The sequence below is a fragment of the Pseudomonas fluorescens genome, assembly GCF_005938625.1.
GTDB classification, from domain to species: domain Bacteria; phylum Pseudomonadota; class Gammaproteobacteria; order Pseudomonadales; family Pseudomonadaceae; genus Aquipseudomonas; species Aquipseudomonas fluorescens_BD.
The window spans coordinates 249,218-265,659 of record NZ_VCNJ01000008.1 but is presented as its reverse complement, the minus strand read 5'-3'; the positions used below and the strand labels follow the sequence as shown (position 1 = coordinate 265,659).

Annotated in this window: 14 protein-coding genes; all 14 read right to left on the bottom strand. The window is 56.5% G+C overall.

Going from position 1 to position 16,442, the window contains the following annotated elements:
- Window positions 1-70: 70 nt before the first annotated feature.
- A complete protein-coding gene (locus tag FGA82_RS07380; protein WP_141126577.1) occupies window positions 71-1,441 on the bottom strand; it encodes a restriction endonuclease subunit S in 1,371 nt (456 codons plus the stop codon).
- Window positions 1,431-3,350 carry a type I restriction-modification system subunit M gene (locus FGA82_RS07375; RefSeq protein ID WP_141126576.1) on the bottom strand — a complete coding sequence of 640 codons (1,920 nt, stop codon included), beginning with the start codon at window positions 3,348-3,350 and terminating at the stop codon, window positions 1,431-1,433. Before FGA82_RS07375 ends, FGA82_RS07380 begins: the two co-directional genes overlap by 11 nt.
- A gap of 247 nt (window positions 3,351-3,597) precedes the next feature.
- Window positions 3,598-4,371, bottom strand: a complete 774-nt coding sequence (locus tag FGA82_RS07370) for a hypothetical protein (RefSeq protein ID WP_141126575.1) — start codon at window positions 4,369-4,371, stop codon at window positions 3,598-3,600.
- A 112-nt stretch (window positions 4,372-4,483) separates the two neighbouring features.
- Window positions 4,484-5,311, bottom strand: a complete 828-nt coding sequence (locus tag FGA82_RS07365; RefSeq protein ID WP_212760531.1) for a hypothetical protein — start codon at window positions 5,309-5,311, stop codon at window positions 4,484-4,486.
- A 334-nt stretch (window positions 5,312-5,645) separates the two neighbouring features.
- Window positions 5,646-6,041: a hypothetical protein gene (locus FGA82_RS07360; RefSeq protein WP_141126574.1), complete on the bottom strand. Its 396-nt coding sequence runs from the start codon at window positions 6,039-6,041 to the stop codon at window positions 5,646-5,648.
- 696 nt (window positions 6,042-6,737) lie between these two features.
- Window positions 6,738-7,484: a S24 family peptidase gene (locus FGA82_RS07355; RefSeq protein ID WP_141126573.1), complete on the bottom strand. Its 747-nt coding sequence runs from the start codon at window positions 7,482-7,484 to the stop codon at window positions 6,738-6,740.
- A 223-nt stretch (window positions 7,485-7,707) separates the two neighbouring features.
- Window positions 7,708-8,235, bottom strand: a complete 528-nt coding sequence (ppa, locus tag FGA82_RS07350; RefSeq protein WP_003205933.1) for an inorganic diphosphatase — start codon at window positions 8,233-8,235, stop codon at window positions 7,708-7,710.
- A gap of 112 nt (window positions 8,236-8,347) precedes the next feature.
- On the bottom strand, window positions 8,348-9,160 hold the full coding sequence (locus FGA82_RS07345; RefSeq protein ID WP_141126644.1) for a zinc-dependent peptidase: 813 nt from the start codon (window positions 9,158-9,160) through the stop codon (window positions 8,348-8,350).
- 4 nt (window positions 9,161-9,164) lie between these two features.
- Window positions 9,165-9,815 carry a DedA family protein gene (locus FGA82_RS07340; protein ID WP_007910892.1) on the bottom strand — a complete coding sequence of 217 codons (651 nt, stop codon included), beginning with the start codon at window positions 9,813-9,815 and terminating at the stop codon, window positions 9,165-9,167.
- A 229-nt stretch (window positions 9,816-10,044) separates the two neighbouring features.
- Window positions 10,045-10,506: a GNAT family N-acetyltransferase gene (locus FGA82_RS07335; RefSeq protein WP_074691599.1), complete on the bottom strand. Its 462-nt coding sequence runs from the start codon at window positions 10,504-10,506 to the stop codon at window positions 10,045-10,047.
- A gap of 115 nt (window positions 10,507-10,621) precedes the next feature.
- Window positions 10,622-11,455: an ethanolamine ammonia-lyase subunit EutC gene (eutC, locus tag FGA82_RS07330; protein ID WP_432767136.1), complete on the bottom strand. Its 834-nt coding sequence runs from the start codon at window positions 11,453-11,455 to the stop codon at window positions 10,622-10,624.
- A complete protein-coding gene (locus FGA82_RS07325; protein WP_141126571.1) occupies window positions 11,452-12,846 on the bottom strand; it encodes an ethanolamine ammonia-lyase subunit EutB in 1,395 nt (464 codons plus the stop codon). Before FGA82_RS07325 ends, eutC begins: the two co-directional genes overlap by 4 nt.
- 183 nt (window positions 12,847-13,029) lie before the next feature.
- Window positions 13,030-14,400 (bottom strand): ethanolamine permease, encoded by a 1,371-nt coding sequence (eat, locus tag FGA82_RS07315; protein WP_141126569.1) that lies wholly within the window; start codon window positions 14,398-14,400, stop codon window positions 13,030-13,032.
- Between the two features lie 306 nt (window positions 14,401-14,706).
- Entirely contained in the window at window positions 14,707-16,227 is a 1,521-nt protein-coding gene (exaC, locus tag FGA82_RS07310; protein ID WP_016984137.1) for an acetaldehyde dehydrogenase ExaC, read from the bottom strand.
- Window positions 16,228-16,442: the final 215 nt, after the last annotated feature.

Sequence of the window (16,442 nt, the reverse complement as noted above, 5' to 3'; positions counted from 1 at the left end):
TGTCTCGATCTCGGCGATGCTCGGTAGTTTGCCGCCCAGTGTTCTGGGGAAATCACTCAATAGTTAATATTCAGCCACACTTTGATAATGCGTTTTCGACGTCAGCTTCCGCCTCTACTAGGCGCAATTGGCCAGAAATCAGGCGAGGCAGTAGGGTGTCGCGAAGTTGGGTAAGGGTCTTGGTTTGTTGGGTGCCCATGAGGATGCGATGGAATAAAGGGCCAGCAACGCTCTCGAAGCAAGACAATAAGGCATCAGGAATCTGCAACGTTTTTGAAGCGGAAAAGGTACTCGTCGTAATTGTGTCGAATACAGACCCATGCGCTTTCTGCGTAAGCGCATCAATTTCTTTCTTCAATAGTAGATAGAGGGCAACTGGTGTTCCGGCTTTGGATTCCAATGCATAACAAGTTTGATTCATAGCCATTGCCTTACCGAACATAACCATGCGCCCCGTAGTAGCACCTCGCGCTACAACCACAGTGCTCAATGCCGGAATCATTCTTGTAGAGCTTTTTTGAAGCCCAAGGGCTGTGATAGTGCGATCAGTACTCGTCAGAATTGAGTTAGGCGTTTGAGAGACATCCTTCGCGCTAGCCCACGAAATTTCCCCCCCCCAAAATTCGGCGCGATCAGTCTTTGGAGTGCCTCCGCTTAATAGATCTGCGATATCTAGTATTGAGCAGATCTGCCACCCCCTTGGCACCAATCCTAGCTCGGATTCTTCAAAGCTGTCGGGAAACAGCGCTGCGGTTGCTGCGTCCATGCATTCTGGCTTAAACCCTGCGGACTTAGCGTGTACGGGGTCGAAATTGACAAACCAAGATTTGAACAGCGCCTGGGCGATGGCTTCCAGAGTGGCGTTGGTTTTGCGCAGCAGGGCAATGCGATCGTCGAGCGCATCCGATATTTCAGCAATTCGCCGCTGCTCTGTGAGATTAGGGAGAGCAATGGACATTTGCTTGAGGTGGCTCGGGCCAAAATGTCGAATGACACTTCCCGTTGCCATTTGCTCTGCTTGCTCGACAAAAGCAGCCGATGATAAGAAGGCACGTAAGTAACCAAGATCCAATTTCTTCGGATCAGATGAGCGAAACCTGATGATCCCTGTATAGGCAATCGCGCCTACCGAATTTTCATCAACGGCACTCACCCGCCCAAGTGATGCGCTTGTACTAATGAGGAGATCGTTTTTGCGTAAAGCGAAGTGAGCCCACTTCTTTGCAACTTTCTCAGGATCAAGAAAATTACAGCCTTCGAGTCTAACCGTTGGAGTTTCAATGTTACGCAACCGTAACAGAGGAACCCCGCTTTGGTGAAAGTCCTTGGCGAGAATGCCAGGCCCCTCCTGAAAATCAGTTACGCTGGACAAAGAACATACATCCCAGCTTGCCGGTACTTTGCTCCGAAGAACCTGATACGTAGGATTTTCAGAACTCATAGCCTAGCTCCCCAAGCTTCTGGCGTATCAACTGATCAAGTTCCGCCCCTTTGGCCATTTGCTCGCCCAGCTGTGCGCTGAGGTTCTGCATCTTTTCAGCAAATGCTTCGTTGTCATCCTTCACCGCTTCGGCGCCGACATAGCGGCCAGGGGTAAGAACATGTCCGTGCTCGGCGATTTCAGCAAGAGTTACGCTGCGACTGAAGCCTGGGATGTCGAGGTACTCAGAGATCTCGCCCCCAACATCCAGCGGCTCACCGCGCCAATTGGCAACGGTCTGTGCGATACGTTCGATGTCGCTGTTGAGCAGCTCGATCTGCACGCGGCTGACGTTGCTGCCGAGCTTGCGTGCATCGATAAACAGCACTTCACCGGGACGGGTAAATTTTTGTTTTGTCAGAAACCACAGGCAGGCCGGGATCGGCGTGTTGAAGAACAGCTGCCCAGGTAACGCAACCATCACCTCTACCACGTCAGCCTCTACCATGCTGCGACGTATATCGCCTTCACTGTTTTGGTTGGAACTCATCGATCCATTCGCGAGTACGATACCCGCACGGCCGTTGGGTTTGAGGTGATAGAGCATATGTTGCAGCCAGGCATAGTTAGCGTTGCCTTGCGGCGGAGTACCGTAGACCCAGCGCGGATCGCCCTCTAGGCTGCCATGCCACCAATCGCTGATATTGAACGGCGGGTTGGCAAGTACAAAGTCTGCGCGTAGGTCCGAGTGCTGGTTGCGGATAAAAGTATCAGTCGGCTCTTTACCTAAATTGAAGTCAATACCGCGAATCGCTAGGTTCATCGCAGCCAACCGCCAGGTAGTGGGGTTGGACTCCTGGCCATAAATAGAAACGTCGCCCAATCTGCCGCCATGGGCTTCGATGAATCTTTCAGACTGAACGAACATACCGCCGGAGCCGCAGCATGGGTCGTAGACCTTGCCGTGATGCGGGTTAAGCACAGCGACCAGCGTTTTGACGATGCTGGCTGGGGTATAGAACTGCCCGCCTTTCTTGCCCTCAGCGCTGGCGAATTGGCCAAGGAAGTATTCGTAGACTTGGCCGAGTAGATCGCGCGCATTGTTAGCATCACTACCAAAGCCAATGGTAGAGATTAGATCGACCAGCTCGCCGAGCTTACCGTCCGGAAGCTGGGCACGGGCATAGCGCTTATCGAGGATGTTCTTTAGTTTGGGGTTTTCCGCCTCAATCGCGGTCAGGGCATCATCAATGCGCTTGCCGATATCAACCTGCTTGGCGGCAGCGCGGATCGACTCCCAGCGAGCAACTTCAGGCACCCAAAAGGCGTTGACTTCGCGGTAGTAGTCCCGGTCTTCAAGTTCTTCATCAAGAAGTTCGGAGGCGCCCGCTCCCAGGTAGTAGTCGTCGCTTTCGTTGGTAAATTTCCTTTCCAGTTCACTGCGGCGACCAGCAAAACTGTCGGAGATGTACTTGAGAAAGATCAACCCGAGGACAATATGCTTGTACTCGGCGGCATCCATGTTAGCGCGCATTTTATCGGCTGTAGCCCAGAGCGTTTTCTCCAGGTCTTGCAGGCTCATGCTGGCCTGAACCTTGGGCTTCTTGATCGTCTCAATAACATGCGCTACCGAGACATCTTCGAGCTGGGCCAGATCGAAACGCTCCCGCGCCTTGCTCAATGCCTGCTCGGCCAGACTCACCGCGCTGCCACCCGGCTGTTGCACGCGCTTCACCGCACCGCCACGGCCACGCCCCTTGGCCAGCACGCCTTTATCGATCAATCCATCGCGAACACTCCAAAACTCCTCTTCGGTCATCTGCGGAAACTGTCCGTGCAGACGTTCTAGTAGTGATTGGTTGCCAATGGTATTGCCATCGGTAGGCACCGCCGCGAGCAGTGCCTCGCGGAGGGTGGTGATATCCGTCATTTACTGCTCCAACGGCCCCCGCATTGCAGGGACTTCAAATTTTTCGTGCTCACTAATCAAAGTGAGCACGTCATCTATGTATTTGCCTTCCGCCGGATTGGTTCTCGTACGGAGATAGCCAGGTATTAGTTGTTGAAATTCTTTCCGATCCTTTGGCATGAACTCAAGCAAGGCTTCCACCATGGCGGAGCGAAGCAAACACTGATTATCCGGTATATGAGGCATCTCGGGGAGAATTACCTTCTGGTCAGCTCAGGCGTAAGCCGGCTGCCATCTTGTACGAAAACTCCAGACGGCCTCCTGACATCTCCCAGCGGCCAATGGCAACGCATTGTGAGATTTCTTTCAGTTCGCCGCTGAAGAGCGTTAAAAGCCTCACTTTGTCGGGGAGAGACTCCATCGCGTTACACCGAATATGGTCAACGGTTCTAACGAATTCAGGGCCCAGCGACTGGAGGTGGGCACCAAGCTTCCTAGCGATTTCCATTTGGCTTGGCAAAGAGCTTCGGAGTTGCGTCCAGGTAAAAATCAGTTCCAAAATGCTTGGTTTTGGCCTCGCAACAATTGTGTCTACAAGCTCGCTGTAATGCTTAGACCACCAGTCTTCCGAGTCTGTAAATCGCTTAATTTCTTCTGGAATTATCAGCAGGTGCTCTAGTTCGTTTTCCACCATAAGAATCAGGCTGGTCTCCCTAGGGCCGCACCGAAACGGCGCCATCACAGGGGTGCCCTCTAGAACATATCTGCGCAGGTGAATCAGTTCATGGCCCAGGGTGAAAGCAGTAATTTTCTCAGGATCGCACCAAACCGTTATTCGCTGAGCATCACCGTCGATATCCAGCGCCGCCGCTGCCTTCTCTATCCTGAACAAAGGTACTGAGCAGGCTTCAAGGGGCAAAATATCAACCTCGATCCCTGTCTTCTCAGTGACAAGTTTCGGAACGTCTTGAAGGTCCTTAGGTAAACCCATCCAGATAGCATCGCCTGCTATCGTGTCGACGCGTTCTTTAAAGTAAATCACCAGGGTTGTTTCTCCTTGAACCGATCACTGACAGAGCAGGGCGTTGTTCTAGTACTTTGTCAGGCCTTCACCGAGATCTTCGGTGTAGGTGTAAAACCGCGATATTTTACTTCTAGAAACCGGCGTTTCCTCCAAACCCCTGCACCACTGGATTTCGCGATGTTGTGTCAGCGCTAGGCTGATGGAGCTTGACCAAGAACCAGCACATGTTCAGAGCTAAAGTCCGACCCAGGCGTGTCATTTGATCTTGAGGTAAACCTATAGGTCGATGGGCGCCAGGACTGAGGAACCTAAACACCCCTGCCAAACCCTTTTCTTCCTCAACAGTGATGAAATCAATCGCACGCAGACAAGACAAAATACTTCCCCAAGACGTTGTGTCCAGATTTGGCTGTGGTTGCATGCCATGAATTCTCAACTGTGCGATATTGCCCGCGAGCGTCTCCAAAGCCACTCGAGCATTTGTGAGAGATGCATTGAAATCGGGATTCGGCCGCTTAAACGCATCAGTAGAGTCGTTGATCTTTTGGATAACCGCAGGACCCTGTGTAAGGCCTGAGTGATGCAGTGCTGCGATGAGCTCGTCATCAATAGGAGGGGCGTCCCTGATTGAAGGGTCGAGGGTTCGAAGCTGCTTGTTCTCAATCACGAAACCATCGAGGAGCAGGCATTTTTGCAGATCATTGAACCGTTCATCAAAGCGCTCCTTGGGACTTACACGTGAACGAAGATCCTTTTGGGTTCGAGTGATTTCATCCAGCATCGACATCAGCGTTCTATCGTCGCTGCTGGTGGTGACGTGGATTAGGTTTTCCATCATGGTTGCGGGATGCATCCACGAAGTATCGACACCGTTTTTGCCTAGCAGTGCACGGATAACCGATACCTCCTGAAGTCCTAAAAACTGAGCAGCGGAGTAGCGCGTTCTTGATCCAAACATCAATGTTCCTTACCGTTTTTTCAGTTTCGCGGACGCTACAACCACGGTCTGGTACTGCAAAGAGGTGCAGTCAAGCTTCAGAGGTATGTAGCGGAATCTCCCCGATCACGAAACGAGTGTGATGTAGTGCAGAGCGGGCAATCCCGATTCACCGTCAACGATCTCTTCGGGATTTGCGCTGATAAGCTGCGTAGCTACCCTGTGTGAACGCTCATGTCGGTCATGGATTGCCCTTAGAGAGATAGGTAGCTTGCAGGCGCGTGAAACTCGCATCCTGTCACTGTCAAAGCCAGCGACAATGGCGGGCTGAAGATGCAGTGGCATTTGCGGTTGGTTAATCGTGAGCGCGTTTGTAGGCGGCCCAGGCGTCTGCTACCAGTCCAGTGTTACGCGCTTCCGCCATCCAATGCTGTCGCTCGACAACCGTAAGAATATTCCACCAGGTCATGCTGGCCTCTTGGTCAGCAGTGTAGGGGCGGCCGTAATCCTCACCCTGAGGTGGGTTTGGCACAGGCGCGGCACCCAGGGCAGTGAGCCGCATGTCACGGTACTCAGTGGCTACTGTCTTTAGGCTTTGCGCATTAGATACCGATATATGCCCCTCTACTAATAGTCCATCAAGGTAACCGTGCAAATACGCGGTGCGCGTGCGTGCTTCCGTGGCGTCGATTGCCTCGATAATCAGCGTTTGAGCTCTCATTAACCGGGCCTGGCGTTGAGATTCATTCATTTGATTTTCCATGTTGTCCTGACAAGCGGATAGGGTTACCGATATCGCCATGCCAGTGCAATCGAGAAAGCGCGGCGGATTACCTCTACATCAACAGTTGGATACGACTTGCTGTGGTGAGACAAGCACGACGGAGGATGGTCCGAACCGTCTAAAGCCGCATGCAAGCAGGTGATCGTAGGAATGCGTTGGAATTAAGCTGAAGTAATTCCGCACGAGAGCATGGGTCGACACAGATTTCTTGTGTCGTAGACGCTGAGTCCTTGGAGCAAGTGAACAACCCATTGCTTGGGTGTGGGTCAAAGTGTGGGTCAAAGATGGTGCTTTATATCAAGCCCTTGTTCTGTGTGTCTTTCAGGCATTAAAAAGCCGGCTTGTGGCCGGCTTCTCGGGGACTGGCTTGGCCTATTTTTGGTAAGCCTTGCCAGCCTTCAAAACGTACATCCGGATCTGCGTCCGGCTGTGGGACTTGGTCAGACGTTGGTCTGCCGCGTCGGGCGCTGTCTGAGCCGCGGGGCGGGTCGATGCGCAAATGTGGGGCGCAGGATACTGAGTTTTGCTTGGGATTCCCAGTCTGAAGTGCGAGTTAGAGCGACTTCAGCGCCAGAAATCCGGGATTTGTACCGATTGTCCGGGCCTCTTCGCGAGCAGGCTCGCTCCCACAGGTTCAGTGCGAACTCGAAAAACTGCATCAAGTCAGAGAAACGGCACCACCGGCCGCCGCTTGCTCACCGTCGACCACCAGAACACCCAGCCCAATATATGAATCCGTTGCTCCTCGATCTGCGCTGGGCGGAACACTTCGTCCGGGTATTCGGCGCTGTTGTGGCTGCGCAGGCGCAGGCCGTTGCCGGGCATGCGGTGCAGGTATTTGATGCGCAGCATACCGTCGTGTTCGATGGCGTAGATCTCGCCGTCGACGACTTGGGTCAGGCCGCGATCGATGGCGACAACGGAGCCGTCCTCGATGCGCTCGGCCATGCTGTTGCCGATCATGTGTGCGCAGATAGCGTCGGCGGGGCGGATCTCCAGTTGATCAACGTGTGCACGCAGCAGGCGGATGGAGAGGTCCGGGTCCTGGATAACGTGGGTTTTGTCGGAGCCGTTGGTTTGCGGTGTTTCTTTGAAGAAGGCCAGTTCGATGTCGTTGGGATGGATGAATCGGTAGGCGCCCTGTGGATCGTGGGCGTCAAAGCTGTCGCCGTTGCTGGCAGGTGGAGTCAGGCTCGGCAGCTCTTTTGTGCCTTGGCCGGTTTTCAGCCATTCGCTGTTGACGGACAGCAGGCGTGAGACTTCTTCCATGCGATACGCCGGGACGCCCCGGGTGTACCAGTTGTGGACATTTTGGGCTTCCGTGCCCCAGAACTTTGCGAAACCCGTCGTCGAGATGTTCGCAGCTTCCAGGAGTGCCTTGAATCTTGGACCGCTAGTGTTCTTTCTCATAAACACGGAGTCTACGGCCGTGCCAGAGCGGTTTGAATAAACCGGACGTTCAAAAACGGGCTGAATTTTGCGACGGGATGTAAGACGGTCTTGTGGGAAATTACACAGGCTAAAACTTTTCTGTAGTCCGTAATAAACACTCTGTTTAAGACGGCTTTTGCCGAGCACAAAAAACCCCGGATCAACCGGGGTTTTCTTCAAGCCTCACGCGCAGCGCAGGTGCTTAGCCTTTGTAGGCGGCAACCGACTTGGTGATCGCTTCGCGGGCGGCGTCAGCACCGGCCCAGCCTTCGATCTTGACCCATTTGCCTTTTTCGAGATCTTTGTAGTTCGCGAAGAAGTGCTCGATCTGCTGGATCAGCAGCGGCGGCAGGTCGGTGTATTCCTTCACATCGACGTACAGCTGGGACAGCTTGTCGTGTGGCACTGCGATGACTTTGGCATCGCCGCCGCCGTCGTCGGTCATGTTCAGGATGCCGACTGGACGCGCGCGGATCACCGAGCCTGGCGCAACCGGGTAAGGGGTCACAACCAGCACGTCGAGGGGATCACCGTCGTCAGCCAGGGTGTTCGGGATGTAACCGTAGTTGGCCGGGTAGAACATTGGGGTGGCCATGAAACGGTCAACGAACAGGCAATCGCTGTCTTTGTCGATTTCGTATTTGATCGGCGCGTGGTTGGCCGGGATCTCGATCGCGACGTAGATGTCGTTCGGCAGGTCTTTGCCAGCCGGAATCTTGCTGTAGCTCATTGGGCGTTGCCCCCGTAGTTGACCAAAAACACTTGGCCGGATTGACCAAAAAGTGGCGGCGATTATAGGCATATTCTGCCGTCGACGCCATGTGCCGAAAGTCGTGCAGAGCTTAGTCGTGCGCCTGATAGACCGGGTCTGTGGCCTGAAGTTGCCGCAACCGGCTCAACGGATCCTGGCGGTAGAAAAGCTGCAACTGCGCATACACCTGTGGATAAGCCTCGTGCAGCAGATCCGGGGCGCTGAAGAAATACTCGCTGGTGACCGCAAAGAACTCGGCCGGGTTCTCGGCGGCGTAGGGATCGATGGCGGTTTCGGCGTCCGGGTCATGGTCGAGTTGGCGATTGAGGTCGTCATAGGCCTTTTGCATAACGTCTGCCCAGTCGCTGACACGCATGTCGGCATGCAGCGGCGGCAGGCCGTTGGCGTCACCGTTGAGCATGTCGAGCTTGTGCGCCAGTTCGTGAATGACCAGGTTGTAGCCTTCCCAGCCACCACTGGCCATGACGCCGGGCCAGGCGAGGATGATCGGCCCCTGCTGCCAGGCTTCGCCGCTGTGTTCGCCGTCCCATTCGTGCTCGACACCGCTGGCGTCACGATGACGTTGCGGGCTGAGGAAGTCGTCCGGGTAGAGCACGATCTCATGGAAACCCTGATACCAGTTCAGATCGCCCAGATTGAGCAGTGGTAATTGTGCCTGGGCGGCGAGCAGCAGGCGTTGTTCCTGATGCAGTTCGACGCCGGGCAGGGCGCTCAGGTGTTTGTCCTCGATGAACAGCACGCAGGCTTCGCGCAACCACTGGTCTTCGGCTGCACTGATGCCGTCAAGAAAGCTCAGGTGATGGCGCACCCGTTGCCACATGTCGTCAGCAATCGGGTGCTTCGCCAGAATGCGCCGGCGACGCCAGGCGCTCAGCGACCACATCGGCTTAGTGCGATTGCGCTTTGGTGCCGCCGAAACGGCTGCGAACCACACCGAGGATCATCGGCACCAGCGACAACAGAATGATCGCCACCACCAGCAATGACAGGTTTTTCTTGATGAACGGTACGTTGCCGAAGAAGTAGCCCAGTGTGACCAGACCGCCGACCCAAAGGATGGTGCCCAGTACGCTGAAACCGAAGAAGCGCGGGTATGGCATCTTCGCTACGCCGGCGACGAACGGCGCAAAGGTACGGATGATCGGCAGGAAGCGCGCCAGCGTTACGGTCTTGCCGCCATGCTTGTCATAGAAATCGTGGGTTTTCTGCAGGTAATCGCGACGGAAGATTTTCGAGTTCGGGTTGCTGAACAGTTTCTCGCCAGCCGTTCGTCCGATCACGTAGTTGGTGCTGTCACCAAGGATCGCCGCGAGCATCAGCAAGCCGCCCAACAGCACCGGGTCCATGCCACCGCCAGCCGCAACGGCACCGGCAATGAACAGCAACGAATCACCCGGCAGGAACGGCATCACCACAAGGCCGGTTTCACAGAAGATCACCAGAAACAGGATGGCGTAGATCCATGGCCCATAGTTGTTCACCAGCAAATCGAGATAGACGTCGAGATGCAGGATAAGGTCGAGCGGGTTGAAATCCATGGGGGCACCTGTTTGACGGCCCGACTCGGCAGGCCTGTGCGGATGACTTCGTGTAAGCCTACAGCGGGGTGTAGTTTTTCTTACAAGCCGGAAAGATCGGGATTATACGGTCTGAAGGATGAAAAGCGCGTTGGTTTTGTAGCGGGGGATGTCGGGGTGTGAACAATTGTCAGGATGTATTGAGCGTGGCTGAGGGAGCGGGCTCCCTCATCACACGTTGCATTTGCAGTCAGAGCTCTTCGCTGATCGGCAACACGTAGTTCTTGAACTCGGTGTCTTCCTTGAACCCGATGGATTCGTAGGTTTTCTGCGCCACTTCGTTGTCGGCGCTGGTGGAAACACGCATGCGCACGGCCTGGGTTTCCTTGGCCATTTTTTTTGCGGTGCGGATCAGGTTGTCGGCGACCAGTTGGCGGCGGGCATCTTCGGCGACATAGATGTCGTTGAGGATCCACACGCGTTTGAGCGACAGCGAAGAGAAGCTTGGATAGAGCTGACAAAAACCCATCAGCTTCTTGTCGTCATCATCGGCCAGCGCCAGGTAGATCACCGATTCCTTGCGGCGCAGACGTTTTTCGAGGAATGCGCGGGAGGAATCCGGGTAAGGCAGGGAACCGTAGAACTCGCGATATTTGACGAACAACGGGGTCAACAAATCCAGATGTTCGAGGGTCGCTTGAATAATCCGCATGATAGGTCTCGTCTTCAAGTGGCTGTCTTCAACTGCTCTGACGGCGATGGGAAACCCGTGCGGCCGTGCATCGATCCTGCCTGAAACCGGCGCAGAAACGCAATGCGGAAACGGTTCAGGTTGTGGGCGGATCGAGTAGGAAATTACCTTTCATGTCTACACCAGCGTCCGATTCCAGCGTCTGAACCTGTGCTTCGTCCTTCAGGTTGACCCCCGACAACTGTCGCCGACAGGCTTCGCGCATCAGATAAAGCAAGCGGTGCGCCGCCATGCCGTAGCTCAAGCCTTCGAGCCGTACATTGGAAATGCAGTTGCGGTAGGCGTCGGTCAGGCCGATCTTTGGATTGTAGGTGAAATATAAACCGAGGCTGTCTGGTGAACTGAGGCCTGGGCGTTCGCCGATCAACATCACCAGCATTTTTGCGCCGAGCAGTTGGCCGATCTCATCACCGACGGCAACGCGGCCCTGTTCCACCAGGACAATGGGCGCCATCGACCAGCCGTCAGCGCTCATCTGTTCTTCCAGTCGCGTGAGAAACGGCAAGGTATGCCGATGCACCGCCAGCGCCGACAGGCCATCCGCCACGACAATCGCCAGATCGACACCGCCCGGATGCGCCGTTGCGTAGTCACGCAAGGCCTGCGCCGATTCATCGCTGAGCTTGCGGCCCAGATCCGGGCGTTGCAGATAACTGTTTCGATCCGCAGCGGCGCTGTGCAGCAACAGGCTTTCACGGCCACGTTCAGTCAGTTGCGCGCTGAGCCCGGCGTGATCGAACGGCAAGTGCACGGCATCGCGTGCCTGCGCGTGGGCAAACTGAAAATCCAGTTGCGCGTTGGTCGGCAGACTGGTGCCAGTGCGGCCAAGGGCGATCCGTGCCGGGGTCAGACGGCGCAGTTCCAGCCAAGGGTTCTGTGGGTCGATGGGCGGTTTTTCCATGTGACTCATCCCAGTTGCGCCAGCGCCTGGCGGAAGGCCGGCGGCAAGTTGTTACCGAAGCGGACCTTGCCGTCCGCTTGGGTGAAGATGCCCATGTTCGCCAGCCACTGCTCGAACTCCGGCGCCGGTTTCAGGCCCAGAGTCTGCCGGGCATAGAGCGCGTCGTGGAATGAAGTGGTCTGGTAGTTGAGCATGATGTCGTCGGAGCCGGGGATGCCCATGATGAAGTTGATCCCAGCGACACCGAGCAAAGTCAGCAAGGTGTCCATGTCGTCCTGATCGGCTTCGGCGTGATTGGTGTAGCAAATGTCGCAACCCATCGGCACACCGAGCAGCTTGCCGCAGAAATGGTCTTCGAGGCCGGCGCGGATGATCTGTTTGCCGTTGTAGAGGTATTCCGGGCCGATAAATCCTACAACTGTATTCACCAGAAACGGCTTGAAATGTCGCGCCACGGCGTAGGCCCGGGTTTCGCAGGTCTGTTGGTCGACGCCGTGATGGGCGTTGGCTGACAGTGCACTGCCTTGACCGGTTTCGAAATACATCAGATTCTGCCCGAGGGTGCCGCGATTCAGGCTCAGGCCGGCATCGTAGCCTTCCTGCAAAACATTCAGGTTGATGCCGAAACTGGCGTTGGCCGCTTCGGTGCCGGCAATTGACTGGAATACCAGATCCAGCGGCACACCACGGTTGATCGCCTCGATAGAGGTGGTGACGTGGGTCAGCACGCAGGCCTGGGTCGGGATGTCGTAGCGCTGGATGATCGCGTCGAGCATTTCCAGCATCGCGCAGATCGAGGCGATGCTGTCGGTGGCCGGGTTGATGCCGATCATCGCGTCGCCATTACCGTAGAGCAGGCCGTCGAGAATGCTCGCGGCAATCCCGGACGGCTCGTCGGTTGGATGATTGGGTTGCAGGCGTGTCGACAGGCGTCCGCGCAGGCCGAGGGTGCCGCGAAACTTGGTTACCACGCGAATCTTTTGCGCCACCAGCACCAGATCCTGCACGCGCATGATCTTCGACACGGCGGCGACCATTTCCGGGGTCAGGCCGGGGGCGAGGGCGCGCAGGCTGGTTTCGTCGGCAGCGTCGCTGAGCAGCCAGTCGCGGAAACCGCCAACCGTGAGATGGCTGACCACGGCGAAGGCTTGTTTGTTGTGGGTGTCGATGATCAGCCGGGTGACTTCATCGGCCTCATAGGGAATCAGCGCTTCTTGCAGGAAATGCGTCAGCGGAATGTCGGCCAGGGCCATTTGCGCGGCTACGCGCTCGCCATCATTGAGGGCAGCGACGCCGGCGAGGAAGTCCCCGGAGCGTGCCGGGCTGGCCTTGGCCATGACGTCCTTGAGGCTGTCGAAGCGATAGGTCTGGGCGCCGACGGAGTGGGCGAATGCGGCCATGGGGCGGTGTCCTCCAATAATTGCTGCAATCTGCTTTATGTAGGAGTGAGCCTGCTCGCGATGCAGGCGACTCGGTACAACAGTCATACCGCGTCGATGCGATCGCGAGCAGGCTCACTCCTACAGGTGTTGTATGCACTTCAATAATGCGGGCACCAGGTATTTGGCCCGGTGCCGGTGCAACTAGATACCTTCGAGCATAGCGTCTGCCGGCGCTTCGGAGCGTTGCTTGGCGGTCAGCTGGAAATACAGGTAACCGGCGGCCATAAAGCCAAGGAACACACAGCCGATCAGCGTGTTGAACCACGCCATCGCGATCAGGCACACTACCGCCAGAAACAGCGCAATCGCCGGCACCACCGGATAGCCCGGCGCGCGGAAGGTGCGCTCCAGATTCGGCTCGGTCTTACGCAGTCTGAACAGGCTGAGCATGCTGATGATGTACATCACGATGGCGCCGAACACCGACATGGTGATCATCGCTGCGGTCAGGGTCATGCCTTGCAGATTGACCAGACCATCGCTGTAAATCGCCGCAATACCGATCACGCCACCGGCCAGAATCGCCCGATGTGGTGTCTGGAAACGCGACAGCTTGGCCAGGCCTTTAGGCAGATAACCGGCGCGGGCGAGGGCGAAGAACTGCCGCGAGTAGCCAAGAATGATCCCGTGGAAACTCGCCACCAGACCGAACAGGCCGATCCAGACCAGCATGTGCATCCACGTCGAGTTGTTGCCGACCACGGCTTTCATCGCTTGCGGCAGCGGATCGTTGATGTTCGACAGTTGGCGCCAGTCGCCAACGCCGCCGGCCATGACCATCACGCCGATAGCGAGGAATACCAGGGTCAGAATGCCGCTGACGTAGGCCTTGGGAATCGTGCGTTTCGGGTCTTTCGCCTCTTCGGCGGCCATGGCCGCGCCTTCGATGGCGAGGAAGAACCAGATCGCGAAGGGTATTGCCGCGAAGATCCCCGGAATCGAACCCAGGGTGAATTCGTTGGCCCCCGACCAGCCATTGAGCACGAAATTGCTGAAGCTGAAGCCCGGCGCGACCACGCCCATGAACACCAGCAGCTCAGCGACGGCGAGCACGGTGACCACCAACTCGAATGTCGCCGCGATGCTGACGCCGAGGATGTTCAGGGTCATGAACACAAAGTACGCGCCGACGGCGGCGATCTTCGGATCAAGCTCCGGGTATTGCACATTTAGATAGGCGCCGATGGCCATGGCAATTGCCGGGGGCGCAAAGACAAATTCGATCAGCGTGGCGATGCCGGCGATCAATCCGCCTTTTTCGCCGAATGCCCGACGGCTGTAGGCAAATGGCCCGCCAGCGTGTGGGATGGCGGTGGTCAATTCGGTGAAGCTGAAGATGAAGCAGGTGTACATCGTCGCGACCATTAAAGCCGTGACCAGAAAACCGAGCGTGCCGGCGGTGCCCCAGCCGTAACTCCAGCCGAAGTATTCGCCGGAAATCACCAGGCCGACGGCAATGCCCCACAGATGCAGGGTGCCGAGTGTGGGTTTGAGCTGTGTGGTGGAAGTCATAAGTCCTCTCTGTTTTTTATTGTTTGATCTATTGGACTTTCGGGTGGCGCGGTTGAGGTGGATGGATGCTGTTCACGCAGCGGCAGTGTTCGCGCAAAACCTGAATGACGGGTACGCAAGGGCCGTGCCAGAGCGGCCAGGCCATTGATGGTGTGTCATACAGGACGCCTTCGCGAGCAAGCTCGCTCCCACAGGTTTCTGTGGTAAGCCCAATATCGAGACCTTGTAGAGATCCCTGTGGGAGCGAGCTTGCTCGCGAAAGCGGTTGAACGGGCGACACAGAAATATCTGAGTCGCCCTCAGGTTTTAGAAGAAGCCCAACGGATTGATGTCGTAGCTCACCAGCAGGTTTTTGGTCTGTTGATAGTGATCGAGCATCATCTTGTGGGTTTCACGCCCAACGCCGGACTTCTTGTAGCCACCAAACGCGGCATGCGCCGGATACAGGTGGTAGCAGTTGGTCCACACACGGCCAGCCTTGATCGCGCGGCCCATGCGATAGGCGCGGTTGATGTCGCGGGTCCACAGGCCGGCGCCGAGGCCGAACTCGGTATCGTTGGCGATCGCCAGCGCTTCGGCTTCGTCCTTGAAGGTGGTGATGCTCACCACCGGGCCAAAGATTTCTTCCTGGAACACGCGCATCTTGTTGGTGCCCTTGAGCAGGGTCGGCTGGATGTAATAGCCGGTCGACAGGTTGCCCTCGAGTTTTTCCACCTTGCCGCCGGTCAGCAGCTCGGCGCCTTCGCCCTTGGCGATTTCCAGGTACGAAAGGATTTTGTCGAATTGCTGCTCGGACGCCTGCGCGCCGACCATGGTGTCGGTGTCCAGCGGATCGCCGCGTTTGATTTGCAGGACTTTCTTCATGACGACGGCCATGAACTCGTCGTAGATAGATTCCTGCACCAGCGCACGGGAAGGGCAGGTGCAGACTTCGCCCTGGTTGAAGAACGCCAGCACCAGACCTTCAGCGGCTTTCTCAATGAACGTCGGTTCGGCCTGCATGATGTCTTCGAAGAAGATGTTCGGCGATTTGCCGCCCAGTTCCACGGTGGACGGGATGATGTTCTCGGCCGCGCATTTCATGATGTGCGAGCCGACCGGGGTCGAGCCGGTGAAGGCGATCTTGGCGATGCGTTTGCTGGTGGCCAGCGCTTCGCCGGCTTCTTTGCCGTAGCCCTGAACGATGTTCAGCACGCCCGGTGGCAGCAGGTCGCCGATCAGTTCCAGCAATACGGTAATGCCCAGCGGGGTTTGCTCGGCAGGCTTGAGCACCACGCAGTTACCCGCTGCCAGCGCAGGCGCGAGTTTCCACGCGGCCATCAGGATCGGGAAGTTCCACGGGATGATCTGGCCGACCACACCCAGCGGTTCGTGAATGTGATACGCCACGGTGTTGCCGTCGATCTCGGCAGCGCTGCCTTCCTGGGCGCGCAGGCAGCCAGCGAAGTAGCGGAAATGGTCGGCGGCCAGCGGGATGTCGGCGTTGAGGGTTTCGCGGATGGCTTTGCCGTTGTCCCAGGTTTCGGTGATCGCCAGCAGTTCGAGGTTCTGTTCGATGCGGTCGGCGATTTTCAGCAGGATCAGCGAGCGCGCCTGCACGGAGGTCGCGCCCCACGCGTCGGCAGCGGCATGGGCGGCGTCCAGAGCCTTGTCGATGTCTTCGGCAGTGGAGCGGGGAAATTCGGCAATTGGCTGGCCATTCACTGGCGAGGTGTTGGTGAAGTACTGACCTTTGACAGGCGCGACGAACTCGCCGCCGATGTAGTTACCGTACTTGGCTTTGAACGAGACTTTGGCGCCTTCAGTACCGGGGTGAGCGTAACGCATGATGATGTTCTCCTTGGCTTTGTACTTATTAGAGAAACGCGCAAGTGCGCTTGCTATAAGCGTAGAGCAAAGGTCGGGCCACTGCCGTACAGGGCCGGTAAATCAAGGGGTTGGCTGGTTTATGTCGGACGAGTGGATTTTGCCTGTGGCGGTTTCGGTACAGCTTGGGTGACAGTTTGTACCGCTTTCGGCACAGCTGATGACCGGGCAGTCTT

Coding starts and splice junctions, on each gene's coding strand:
- FGA82_RS07380 (WP_141126577.1), bottom strand. CDS start 1,441: ATGAGTTCTGAAAATCCTACGTATCAGGTTCTTCGGAGCAAAGTACCG.
- FGA82_RS07375 (WP_141126576.1), bottom strand. CDS start 3,350: ATGACGGATATCACCACCCTCCGCGAGGCACTGCTCGCGGCGGTGCCT.
- FGA82_RS07365 (WP_212760531.1), bottom strand. CDS start 5,311: ATGTTTGGATCAAGAACGCGCTACTCCGCTGCTCAGTTTTTAGGACTT.
- FGA82_RS07360 (WP_141126574.1), bottom strand. CDS start 6,041: ATGAATGAATCTCAACGCCAGGCCCGGTTAATGAGAGCTCAAACGCTG.
- FGA82_RS07355 (WP_141126573.1), bottom strand. CDS start 7,484: ATGAGAAAGAACACTAGCGGTCCAAGATTCAAGGCACTCCTGGAAGCT.
- ppa (WP_003205933.1), bottom strand. CDS start 8,235: ATGAGCTACAGCAAGATTCCGGCTGGCAAAGACCTGCCGAACGACATC.
- FGA82_RS07345 (WP_141126644.1), bottom strand. CDS start 9,160: ATGTGGTCGCTGAGCGCCTGGCGTCGCCGGCGCATTCTGGCGAAGCAC.
- FGA82_RS07340 (WP_007910892.1), bottom strand. CDS start 9,815: ATGGATTTCAACCCGCTCGACCTTATCCTGCATCTCGACGTCTATCTC.
- FGA82_RS07335 (WP_074691599.1), bottom strand. CDS start 10,506: ATGCGGATTATTCAAGCGACCCTCGAACATCTGGATTTGTTGACCCCG.
- eutC (WP_432767136.1), bottom strand. CDS start 11,455: ATGAGTCACATGGAAAAACCGCCCATCGACCCACAGAACCCTTGGCTG.
- FGA82_RS07325 (WP_141126571.1), bottom strand. CDS start 12,846: ATGGCCGCATTCGCCCACTCCGTCGGCGCCCAGACCTATCGCTTCGAC.
- eat (WP_141126569.1), bottom strand. CDS start 14,400: ATGACTTCCACCACACAGCTCAAACCCACACTCGGCACCCTGCATCTG.
- exaC (WP_016984137.1), bottom strand. CDS start 16,227: ATGCGTTACGCTCACCCCGGTACTGAAGGCGCCAAAGTCTCGTTCAAA.